The sequence below is a fragment of the Acinetobacter chengduensis genome, from assembly GCF_003664645.1.
GTDB lineage: Bacteria > Pseudomonadota > Gammaproteobacteria > Pseudomonadales > Moraxellaceae > Acinetobacter > Acinetobacter chengduensis.
This window is the reverse complement of sequence record NZ_RCHC01000003.1, coordinates 212,111-223,862: the sequence shown is the minus strand read 5'-3', so window position 1 is coordinate 223,862 and position 11,752 is coordinate 212,111. Positions and strand designations below refer to the sequence as shown.

11 protein-coding genes are annotated in these 11,752 nt (G+C 38.5%); 1 reads left to right on the top strand and 10 read right to left on the bottom strand.

Features of this window, described 5'->3' with window-relative positions; translation table 11 throughout:
• Positions 1–501: 501 nt before the first annotated feature.
• Together D9K81_RS04225 and D9K81_RS04220 are read right to left on the bottom strand one after the other, a co-directional pair.
• A complete protein-coding gene (locus tag D9K81_RS04225; protein ID WP_120373382.1) occupies positions 502–1,497 on the bottom strand; it encodes a linear amide C-N hydrolase in 996 nt (331 codons plus the stop codon).
• 350 nt (positions 1,498–1,847) lie between these two features.
• Positions 1,848–2,399, bottom strand: coding sequence for a GNAT family N-acetyltransferase (locus tag D9K81_RS04220; RefSeq protein ID WP_120373381.1), 552 nt, complete (start codon positions 2,397–2,399; stop codon positions 1,848–1,850).
• A 100-nt stretch (positions 2,400–2,499) separates the two neighbouring features.
• Here D9K81_RS04220 and D9K81_RS04215 point away from each other — a divergent pair, with 100 nt between their 5' ends.
• Positions 2,500–3,381 (top strand): AbiTii domain-containing protein, encoded by an 882-nt coding sequence (locus D9K81_RS04215; protein ID WP_120373380.1) that lies wholly within the window; start codon positions 2,500–2,502, stop codon positions 3,379–3,381.
• A 113-nt stretch (positions 3,382–3,494) separates the two neighbouring features.
• Here D9K81_RS04215 and purD read toward each other — a convergent pair whose 3' ends face one another.
• From purD to D9K81_RS04175, 8 genes are all read right to left on the bottom strand, one after another.
• Entirely contained in the window at positions 3,495–4,778 is a 1,284-nt protein-coding gene (purD, locus tag D9K81_RS04210; RefSeq protein ID WP_120373379.1) for a phosphoribosylamine--glycine ligase, read from the bottom strand.
• A gap of 149 nt (positions 4,779–4,927) precedes the next feature.
• Positions 4,928–6,502, bottom strand: a complete 1,575-nt coding sequence (gene purH / locus D9K81_RS04205) for a bifunctional phosphoribosylaminoimidazolecarboxamide formyltransferase/IMP cyclohydrolase (RefSeq protein WP_120373378.1) — start codon at positions 6,500–6,502, stop codon at positions 4,928–4,930.
• Between the two features lie 94 nt (positions 6,503–6,596).
• Positions 6,597–6,866, bottom strand: a complete 270-nt coding sequence (gene fis, locus D9K81_RS04200) for a DNA-binding transcriptional regulator Fis (protein ID WP_001086304.1) — start codon at positions 6,864–6,866, stop codon at positions 6,597–6,599.
• A gap of 390 nt (positions 6,867–7,256) precedes the next feature.
• Positions 7,257–8,147, bottom strand: coding sequence for a DUF3426 domain-containing protein (locus D9K81_RS04195; RefSeq protein WP_120373377.1), 891 nt, complete (start codon positions 8,145–8,147; stop codon positions 7,257–7,259).
• 22 nt (positions 8,148–8,169) lie between these two features.
• On the bottom strand, positions 8,170–9,072 hold the full coding sequence (gene prmA / locus D9K81_RS04190) for a 50S ribosomal protein L11 methyltransferase (RefSeq protein WP_120373376.1): 903 nt from the start codon (positions 9,070–9,072) through the stop codon (positions 8,170–8,172).
• A 143-nt stretch (positions 9,073–9,215) separates the two neighbouring features.
• On the bottom strand, positions 9,216–10,106 hold the full coding sequence (locus tag D9K81_RS04185; RefSeq protein ID WP_120373375.1) for a bile acid:sodium symporter family protein: 891 nt from the start codon (positions 10,104–10,106) through the stop codon (positions 9,216–9,218).
• A gap of 200 nt (positions 10,107–10,306) precedes the next feature.
• Positions 10,307–11,188 (bottom strand): bile acid:sodium symporter family protein, encoded by an 882-nt coding sequence (locus D9K81_RS04180; protein WP_120373374.1) that lies wholly within the window; start codon positions 11,186–11,188, stop codon positions 10,307–10,309.
• Between the two features lie 145 nt (positions 11,189–11,333).
• Positions 11,334–11,681 carry a hypothetical protein gene (locus tag D9K81_RS04175; RefSeq protein WP_120373373.1) on the bottom strand — a complete coding sequence of 116 codons (348 nt, stop codon included), beginning with the start codon at positions 11,679–11,681 and terminating at the stop codon, positions 11,334–11,336.
• Positions 11,682–11,752: the final 71 nt, after the last annotated feature.

The following is an 11,752-nucleotide window of genomic DNA, read 5'->3' as shown; positions in this document are numbered from 1 at the left end:
TCAAATATTGTTGCAACTAGATTTCAGTCTAAATAAAAGAGAGAGCTTTATATACAAAGTAATTGTAAATAAAAGAATTTAGTTAGAACGAGCTCTAAATTGCTGAAATATAATAGCAATAATTTAATATGCAATATAGTGATGAAAAAAACTATGTTTAGCATTAATAGTGCATAATACCTTTAAGTTTTCATTAAATTAATATTAAAAACAATATATTGTATTTATTGAAATTAATGAGTGTTTGAAATCTGAGCTTTTTTAGGTCTTTATAAGATTTTTGGAATTGTAATTCAGAAAAATGCATATCATTGCTTATTCATTCAATATCAGTACCTTATTGAGTAAATTTTCGCATTTTGCTGTATGTATAAAATAACTATTTGAGATTATTTGTGTTGGCATGGTTGTGCAACTCTTTTTGAATCGAGTTGCACAGAGATTTTAAGCATTGTTGCTTGCTTTCAATGAATGCATAAATTCATCACAAAATGATAAATTTTATTGCTGATCTTTTACAGCTAGGAAGTTAAATGCAGGTGCAGTATTAAATGCATCATTTGCTTTTCCTGCATAAGTTTGCGACTGATCTTGACCTAAATGCAATACTTTGCTTTGACCATTGCTAAAGTCAATTTCTTTTAAATCAACCCAAAATACATTGGGTGATACAGCAGATTCAAAGAAATACAGCATCCTTTTATGGTCTGCTACAGTGCGCCAACGTGTAGATGAAATATTAGGTTCTTCTTCTGTGTTGAGTCCAAAAGGCACAGAGGCATTACGAATGACACTAAATACGCTGGCTAATGCATGATTTGCATCGGTGTTTTTGGGAATTGCATTAATGTAAAAAGAAGCACGTGCAAAACGATCTGCTGCGCGATTAGTCCCTGGTAGCATGACCGTTCCGCCAATTTGTTTCCAATATTGATTTAATGCTAGCTGTTGGTCAAATGTTGGAGAGTTGGTCATTACTTGGTATTCACGGCTATGGTGAATCACTTGCTTGCCTTGAATATATTCAATAATTGCACTGTCACCAGAGGCATCAGAAATGGACAGATGTAGCGATGCTAAACGGTTTTGCCCAGGGACTTGGTCTGAGAGCACTGCAAAAGGCTCTGTTTCTATAAATTGTATAGTTTCGGCGACTGTTGCAAAATTATCTAATACGTATTGTGCCCAAAGGGAAATACTCAGCGTGGGTTTGGTGTTTTTAACGCGCTTAGGATATTCGGATTCAACCAGCCAGAGTAAGTTGGCACACAGACCTTTTTCATTCATACCGTCAGTTGTGGCAATGTCGTAGCCTGTTGCCACAACTGAGCCATATTTTGCCGTCCATTGAATTGAATTTTCACCAGCAGATCCATTTCTTTGAACATTATTTGGCAATATCCACAGATTTGTACCCACATCGACTTTCCAGTCCATAGAGCGGGCAGTCATGTTTTGTTGCTCGTCACCTAAATATACGACTCGTGTACACACCATAGTAATCTCTATTGTCAGTTATTTTCTATTTAAATAAAGTGTTAGCTTTAGTTTGTTGTATATGATGAAGCTTTATCTGAAATTGTAATTTATACAGCAGATGAATAGGGCATGGTTAATTGTATCTATATGTAATTGAATCTATATGAAAATTTTAGGGAAAGCTCAGTTATAAATGAGCTATGATTACTAAGGTTTAATTGGCTTGTTGATGTTTTATAAAAATCTGCCCTAACAATACATTCAGGCAAACTGCAAAAGAAATACATTGATTTGAGCTTGCCGTCATCTATTTTATTAATGCTTTTATTGCATCAGTGCTAACTCTAAAAATACACAATATTCGAGGCTTAACAGAATGGGATATGTAGATAGTCACTACGCCGTATTTCATACAGGACGTGTTTATTTAAGGGATGATCTGATGGTACACGCGGATGATCAAACTCACGGAGTTTTTGCATACCAATTCTTTGCATCACACGTTCAGATGGCGTATTCAGGCAAGCTGTAAATGAAATGACTTTGTCTAATCTTAGATTTCTAAAGGCATATTTAAGAACTGCTTTTGCACCTTCGGTGGCATAGCCTTGCTGCCAGTATTTTGGTAGTAAACGCCAGCCAATTTCAGGGGCATCGGCTAGTTCAAATTCTGCTGGATGGACATGTAAGCCTATAAAGCCAATAAATTCACCTGTGGCTTTAAGCTCTACGGCAAATAAACCCCAACCACGTTTTTCGATGTCTGAGCGGATACGTTGCAGAAAAGCAGTGGCTTCGGATGTATCAAGTTTTTTAGGAAAATAGCGCATAACTTCATCATCTGCGCACATTTGGATAAATGGGGTAGTGTCGGAGTCTTGCCATTGGCGAAGGATTAGGCGAGGGGTTTGGAGTTGCATGGGTTGCATAAATTCGTTAGGTAATAGCATTTGTATTTAGTGTAATATTTAAAATAGACTCTTATTAAATATTTCTAAAAATTAATACAAAAGGTGTGAATTGACGGATTCGATAGTTGAAAAATTGCAATTGCTCGCAATTGATCCTGAAAGTGATATAGAAGAAATTTTAGATAAAGCCTTGTTTGTTGCATCTAAACTAAAAATAGATGACTTTAAGATATGGTGTAAACAAGAAATTGATGGCTACGAGTTAGCTCAAGTTCCTGAATATAGAAAATTTAAAGGTGATCTGAGATTTTTGGAAAAATCTGGTGCATTAACTTCAATTAACTTACCTTCTAGTGTTGATGAATTAATTACATCAGTGAACTTTTCTAAATCTATTGGTCAACTTAATAGTTTATTAGAAAATAAGAATCCTACTTTTCTAGCTCCATTGTCTAATGGACAGAGACAACTGATCATCGAAATAGAGGATAATGATATTAGTGAGCCTTTTATTGTGCTGGCACGATATCAGCTAGAATCAGTTAAAAAAAGAGTTAAAAGCATCATACTTAATTGGTCACTTGAATTAGAAGACAAAGGAATTCTGGGTCAAGGTTTGAAGTTTACTGAAAAAGAAAAGGGAATTGCTATGTCTGTCAATAATTACCATATTCAGAATATGCAGGGTGTAGTAGGAAATGTTAATGAGAGCACAATTAATCAAAATAATCAGATGAATGTTTATGCAAAGGATTTTGATTCTTTAGCACGATTGCTTACGGAGAATAAAGTCGCTTTTTCAGATATTCAAGAATTAAAGCATGCTCTAAATGCGGATGGTGTACCAACTGAGCCTAATAGGTTTGGAAAAAATGTTAGTGAGTGGATCGGGAAAATGGTCGTTAAGGCAACTACAGGAGGCTGGGAGATTAGCGTGGCTACAGCTGGTTCATTATTGTCAGGAGCAATAGGTGCTTATTATGGTTTTTAAAGTAATTTTTAGTTTTAATAACCTCTCCCTAACCCTCTCCTAAAAGGAGAGGAAATTTTTCAAATAAGAAAAAACCCCGAACGAATCGGGGTTTTATTTAATCAAATGAATGATTAAGCATTTTCACGCGCAATCGCACGGTAGCCGATATCTTTACGATATTGAACGCCGTCGAAAGTCACTTTTTCACAAAGTTCTAATGCTTTCGCTTGTGCTTCACCAATGGTATCACCAAGTGCAGTTACGCAAAGTACGCGACCGCCAGCAGTTACGATGTCACCATTTTCATTGACTTTAGTCCCTGCATGGAAAACTTTAGCATCAGTCATTTCAGTGTCTAAACCTGAAATCACATCATTGCTACTTGAAGTTTCAGGGTAACCTTTAGACGCAAGTACGATACCTACTGTTTTACGTTCATCCCATTCAGCTTCTTGAGGTAAGTTACCTGCAATGCCAGCTTCAACCAAATCAACTAAAGATGATTTTAAGCGCATCATGATTGGCTGTGTTTCAGGATCACCAAAACGACAGTTAAACTCGATTACTTTTGGTTGACCTTGTTCGTCAATCATCAAGCCTGCGTATAAGAAACCTGTATAAACGTGACCGTCTTTTTTCATACCCTCAACGGTAGGACGCATCACTTCATTCATGGTTTTTTCAAAAACGTCTGCAGTCACTACAGGCGCAGGAGAGTAAGCACCCATACCGCCTGTGTTTGGACCTTGGTCGCCTTCAAAAATACGCTTATGGTCTTGAGAAGTCGCCATTGGTAAAATGTTGTTACCATCAATCATACAAATGAAAGATGCTTCTTCGCCAGCAAGGAATTCTTCGATAACTACACGAGAACCTGCATCACCAAATTTGTTGCCAGCAAGCATGTCATCAATCGCATCAAATGCTTCTTGATTAGTCATGGCAACAATTACGCCTTTACCCGCAGCAAGGCCGTCAGCCTTGATGACGATTGGCGCGCCATTTTTTTCAACAAATGCTTTCGCTACATCTACTTCTGTAAATACATCATAGAAAGCAGTTGGAATGTTGTGGCGTTTGAGGAAGTGTTTAGCAAAGGCTTTAGAACCTTCAAGTTGCGCAGCAAATTGAGTTGGGCCCCAAATTTTTACACCAGCTTCACGGCAGGCATCTACCACACCATTAACAAGCGGTGCTTCTGGGCCAACCACGATCAAATCAACTGCATTGTTTTTTGCAAAGTCGATAATCGCAGCATTGTCTAAAATATTCAGTGCAACATTTTCGCATTTATTTTCAGTTGCAGAACCCGCATTCCCCGGTGCTACAAATACTTTTGCGACTTTGTCATCTTGCGCGATTTTCCATGCCAATGCATGTTCACGACCGCCATTACCCAAAACTAAAATATTCATCTAAAAATCCCTCAAAAGAATAGAATCCCTCCCGACCTCCCTTTAAAAAGGGAGGGGATCACGCTTGAAAATCAAGGTTTCTTACGTGAAAAGTCCCCCTTTTTACAAAGGGGGATTTAGGGGGATTAATAAATACGACTTCTAATTAATTAGTGACGGAAATGACGCATGCCAGTGAAGACCATCGCAATGCCAGCTTCATCGGCAGCAGCAATTGTTTCTTCATCACGCATAGAACCACCCGGTTGGATAATGCATTTGATACCTGCTTTAGCAGCGTTATCAATACCATCACGGAATGGGAAGAATGCGTCAGATGCCATTACAGCACCTTCAACAACTAAACCAGCATGTTCAGCTTTGATTGCAGCAATACGAGCAGAGTTTACACGGCTCATTTGACCCGCGCCCACACCAATGGTTTGACGGCCTTTTGCATAAACAATCGCGTTAGATTTAACATATTTCGCAACTTTCCAAGCAAAGATTAAGTCATCAATTTCTGCTTCAGTAGGCGCACGTTTAGTCACAACTTTAAGGTCGTCTTTCGTGATCATACCTAAGTCTTGATCTTGAACTAAAAGACCGCCGTTTACGCGTTTATAGTCAAGCTGAGCTTTACGTTCAGTGATCGCTGGAAGCTCGCCACATACAAGTACACGTACGTTTTTCTTCGCGCCAGTCACTTCAAGTACGCCTTCAGCAACGCTTGGAGCAATAATCACTTCAACGAACTGACGGTCAACAATTGCTTGCGCAGTTGCAACGTCTAATTCGCGGTTAAATGCAATAATGCCACCAAATGCAGATTCAGGGTCAGTTGCGTAAGCTAGGTCATAAGCAGCTTGAATACCGTCTAGAGAAACAGCAACACCACATGGGTTTGCGTGCTTAACGATTACACAAGCAGGTTTAGCGAATGATTTAACACATTCAAGTGCAGCGTCAGTGTCAGCAATGTTGTTATAAGATAATTCTTTACCTTGTAACTGAGTTGCAGTTGAAACAGATGCTTCAGTTGCTGTGTCTTCAACATAGAACGCAGCAGATTGATGTGGGTTTTCACCGTAGCGAAGATCTTGAGCTTTGTTTAATTGCGTGTTGAATGTACGTGCAAATTTGTCAGCCTGACCTTCTTCTTTACCTACGCGAGCGCCTAAGTAAGATGCGATCATACCGTCGTATTGTGCAGTATGTTCAAATGCTTTAACTGCTAGGTCAAAACGTGTTGCATAAGATAAAGCACCCTCAGCTTTAAGCTCAGCAATAACAGTTGCATAGTCAGTAGCATTTACCACGATACCTACAGATGCATGGTTTTTAGCAGCAGCACGAACCATTGTCGGTCCGCCAATGTCGATATTTTCAATCGCGTCAGCAAGTGAGCAGTTTGGTTTAGCTACAGTCGCAGCGAAAGGATAAAGGTTAACAACAACTAAATCGATTGCATCGATGTTGTGTTCAGCCATCACAGCTTCGTCTAGACCGCGACGAGCTAAGATACCGCCATGAATTTTCGGATGCAATGTTTTAACACGGCCGTCCATCATCTCTGGGAAACCAGTGTGCTCTGAAACTTCAACTACGGCCACATTATTGTCTTTCAACAATTTGTATGTGCCACCAGTAGATAAAATTTCTACCCCTAGAGCCACTAGGTTTTGTGCAAATTCAACAATTCCGGTTTTATCGGAAACAGAGATTAAAGCGCGTTTAATAGTCATGATCTTCGTCACAGTTATCAAGGAACAAATTAAATCAAAAAAGGCAAATGCAAGATAAAAAAAATGCCTGCGGAAGCCGCAAGCATTTTATCACTTATTCGCTCATTAAACCGTGAGCTTTTAACTTTTTACGTAAAGTGCCACGGTTTAAGCCGAGAATCTCGGCAGCGCGTGTTTGATTACCACGCGTATACTCTAGAACTACAGATAAAAGAGGTTTCTCCATTTCTGCCAGCACCATGTCGTACACTTGAGAAGGTTGCTCACCTTGCAATTGTGCGAAGTAGTGGCGAACTGCGCGATCTACGTGAATACGAAGAGCGACATCAGATTGTGCAGTAAAAATAGGAGATTTGCTATTCATGCGAATTAATCCGAAAAATCAAAATATCACTTGGGTAAAGTGATAGTTATAAAGTGGTCTAAAATTTAAATGAACTCCGTTTTAGATGCTAAAACGGTTAGTTCTAAAACTGTACATTTAGCATGCCACAATCTGACAAGTTGGTCGAAATTTAAGCGTAACAATAGTTAAATATATGTTACAGACCATTTTAAAAACAAAAAAACCTGCTCTATACGCGATATGTATATAAGGCGCATTTCGCTGATGTTCTATTTGTATTAAAAAGATTGAAGAGATTGCAGCACAAAGCTTTCGTGGCGCGTATCATACCATTGTCTAAGAAAAAGTGAGCAAGAAAACTGCATTTTTTTTTAATTTTTTTGCAATTCTTAATAGTTTTTTTCAATTTTACGGTCGAATGATTTCTAAAGTATAGCTATCGAAGCTTTTACGTGCATGTGGGAGCTTAAAATTGAAGTTATATGGTGTGTTACTTGGTATGCGTTGGATACCTGTCAGACTATCTGTCAGATAATCTTTAGGCTGAATGTTATAAACCGCAAATTCCTGTCCGTTGTGTTTGAGCTCCACTCGAATGATTGGCAACAATAAGCTACGTGTATGGTGATTGATGATTTCACCTTTAATCATCACTTGATCTTCACCGTCGGCTTTTACACGGACTTTTTTTAAGTTGACTAAATTATAATGCTCTTCGAGTTTTGAGCAGGTAAATACTTCACATATATTGTTAAAAGCACTGCTCATAATAGGGCTGTTCTTTAAATAATGTGGGTTAAACCAGAAAAACTGAAATAGAAGCACGCTAAAGAGTAAAACGTTTACGGTTGTCCAGCCGATATAGCTGAGTATAGAACGCTTTTTTTCAATTTCATTATTTTCAGACCAATTTAAAGCAGGGAAGTTGCCAATCGGGTCTGTACTAAAGTAGTTAAGGTTGTTGAGATAGGTGCGTAAGTCGATATTTGAGTTTTCAACTTTTTGATCAAAGATTGCTAATAGGCTATTGTTATAAATTTGAGTGCTAGCTTCAGCTTGATCCGCTTCAAAATTAATTTGTGCAACATCTATAGGTTCAGCATGAATCGTAGGTTGTTTTTTTTCTTCTAAATTGTACATCTGGGCGTTGTCACTTTGAACATCGACCAGATGTGATAATGCATTAAATGTATGAGAACATTTTGGACAGCAAACCATACCTTGCGAAATCGTCAACTGAGCGACAGATACGCGGTAGGTACTCGAACAAGATGGACAAAAGGTCTGTTTGTTGCTCATAAATGTTTTTTACATAAAATGATTAATGCGAGTGACGTTTGCCAGAGATTCTGCACCAGTATTCGTCACGTTTTTCGACCTTTAATATATCAAAGAATTTGCTGTAAATGTTAGAAACATCAGCAACTTGCTCTTCAATTACACCTGCAAGTGCGAACTCTCCCTCAGATTTAATTAAAGTTGAGAATTCTTCGGCAAGCATCATGAGTGGCCCAGCAAGAATGTTCGCAACAAATACGTCAGCTTTTTCATTTTGTAGTTCAGCATTGAACTCTTCTGGTAAGCCAACATAAAGTTTATCAAGTACACCATTGAGTTCAGCATTTTGTTGAGTTGCTAAAACTGCTTGTGGGTCGATGTCAGTTGCATATACTTTTTTTGCGCCAAGTAACAATGCTGCCACGCCTAAAATGCCTGAACCACAACCGTAATCGATCACGATTTTGTCTTTAACGTCAGTCTGGCCTAACCATTGTAAGCATAAGAATGTAGAGGCATGGTTACCTGTACCAAATGCTAAACCTGGATCGAGCTTAATATTCACCGCGTCAGCTTCAGGTGGTGTCATCCACTCTGGAACAATCCAATATTTCTCACCAATTTGGATCGGTTCGTAAGCATCCATCCAAGTGCGTTCCCATGCTTGATCTTCAATGAACTCATGGCGCAGTGGTGCTTCTGGCATTTGGGCAGTAATAAATGTTAATAAAGCATCAACATCAATTTCTTCGCCTTCTTCTTCGGCATAAATGCCTGTCACAATCACTTTATTCCAAAGCGGTGTTTCACCCGGAAGCGGTTCTAATAAATCCTGATTTTCAGCATCATCTAAGGTTACGCTGACCGCGCCTAGTGAACCCAGTAGTGTTTCTGTGAAATCTACTTGTGCTTGATCAACAGTAATATGAATTTGTAGCCACTTCACAGTTAAGAACCTAATCGTATTATTTAAAGGGCTATTGTAGCGGAACTTGATGAACTGCGCCTATAGCTTCATGGGCAAACACAAAAATAAAAGGATACTAAAACAGTATCCTTTTATAAGGGAACAAAATGGTTAAATTGAGATTAGCTGGTTTGTTGGGGATTAACTTCTGTTGGAGTGAATGCTGCAAATTTGTTGAGCAAAAGCCCGAACAATGCAGCAAAGATGTACATAAAAATAGAATAGACTGCTGCAGGCATAGCGATGGCTGTATTCATGAGTACCGTGAGCGCAATGGTCATGGCTAAAGTGCTATTGTGAATGCCAATTTCAAAGGCGCAGGCGCGGGCTTGTGCGCTATTAATACCAAACAGACGCGGGACAAAATAGCCAATACACAAGCTAAAGATACAAAATAGTGCGGTGGCAATACCTACTTGAGAAATGTATTCACCAATATTTTCACGTTCCGCCACAATTGCACCAATGATAATTAAAATGAGAAAGATCACCGCAAAGATGCGTAAAGGTTTATTGAGTTTTTCAGTCAAACGTGGCGAATAATGTCGAATCAGCATGCCAATGCCAACAGGCACAATAATAATGCTAAAGACCTGTAAGATTTTAGAAAACTGTAATGTGATTTGTTGGCTGTCTTGCATAAAGTGTGAAATCGCAAAATTTACTATTAAAGGTAGTGTAAATGCTGCAATCACGGAATTAATGGCGGTGAGACTAATATTGAGTGCCAAATCACCTTTAAATAAATAGCTAAATAGGTTGGCTGTGCTTCCTCCTGGTGAGGCCGCTAACAGCATAAGTCCAACAGCCAATAAAGGGGGGAGTGTCAACACTTTGCAGAGTACAAATGCGATGCTGGTTAATATGATGAGCTGGCAGCATAATGCAACAAGCACTGCTTTAGGGTGTTTTCCTACGCGAGCGAAATCTTTTAAAGTTAGCTCTAAGCCAAGGCCAACCATAATAATGGCAAGTGCTAAAGGCAGTAGTATCGTAATAATTTGTGAGTTCATCCTTGCCTCTTTTGTTAGTGTTTTAGGTGCTAGTGAGAAGTAATAAGTGCCGAACCTCCAAAGCTGTAAATTGAATGATCTATTTTTAGGTTGTTGTTATGAAGATTGTGAGCCTAAGTATTTAGTTAATTGCCTCAATGGTGCTGAGGCATGTTGCTTTATATGAAAAATTACTAATTATGTTGAATCGGATGAAGCTTTTAAGATTCGGCTTGCTTGCTGATGAGATTGGGTTTGTTACGCGTTAAAATAAAACCAAAACCAAAAGCAAATAAATACATAAAAATTGAATATACACCAGCAGGTATAGCAATAGTTGTATTAGAAAGTACAGAAATTGCAATCGTGATTGAAATGGCAGTGTTATGAATACCAATTTCAAATGCACATGCACGGGATTGTCGTTCTGTTAAGCCAGCTAAATGCGGAATCAAATAGCCAATAAACATGCTAATAAAGCAGAAAATACCCACTGCAATACCTACATCTACAAAGTATAAGATGAGATTAGAGCGCTCACGGAAAAGTGCAAAAAGGAAAATTGCGGTGAGAAATAAGATAGATAGCAAGCGCATGGGGCGATTACATTTGAGTGCATGTCGTGGGAAGTAATGGCGAATGAATAGGCCAATGCATACAGGAATAAAGATGATGAGAAAAATATAGGCAAATTTATCGGCTTGTATGCCAATAGCAGTATCGGACTGCATGAAGTAGTGCAAAGACAGATTAACGATAAAAGGCAATGTAAAAGTAGTAATCACTGAGTTGATTGCGGTTAAAGTTAAGTTTAAAGCAACATCGCCTTTAAAAAGGTAACTGAGTAGGTTTGCAGTAGGGCCACCTGGTGAAGCAGCTAATAGCATAAGTCCAACAGCCAATAAGGGCTCAAGGTCTAATACGACACAAATAAAGAATGCAATACTGGTTAAAATGACCAATTGGCAAAAAAGAGCCAAAAAAATTGCCTTGGGGTAACGCCCGACACGTAGAAAATCTTTAACGGTGAGTTCTAGGCCTAGCCCCATCATCATAAAAGCCAAGATGACGGGCAAGAAAAAAACAAATACACCCGAATCCATGGAATATCCTTATTTTTATGTTCCTTCTGGATTGAGTTTAAACAAGTTTTTTAAATAAGCAACAAAGAAAAAGGGCGAAAATTAGTCATTTTGCCCTTAGTTTGAATGGAGTGTGAACTGTATTACATTCAGGCGTTAAAAAAAATTATTTAGGGCTTGGTGGTGCAAAGCCTAAAGCACATTTCCCTTTTATTTCTTTGCCTTCTATGTTGATTGATTTAGCTTTTTCATCACTACGACAAACAGAGTTTAGTTCTGGTTCTGTACCCATCAGTTTGGCTTTACTTGTAGAGAAAAATTGAGGTTGGCAAGTCCCATTCCATATAATGCCTCGATACGCGAAACTGACTTGATCTCCTTCGGATTTGCCTTTACAAACTTGCTGGTACTTTTGTGCATCATAAGTGCTTTGTACCTTATCATTTGCGGAGGCTGAAAATGACGTTAAACATAAACCGTAAAGCAGGGCTGAAAGAAGCATATTCTTATACATGACCATTATCCTTAAGTTTTTGTTGGAACACGTTACAGATTAATAAATAGCCAAAATAAAACAACCGTTAT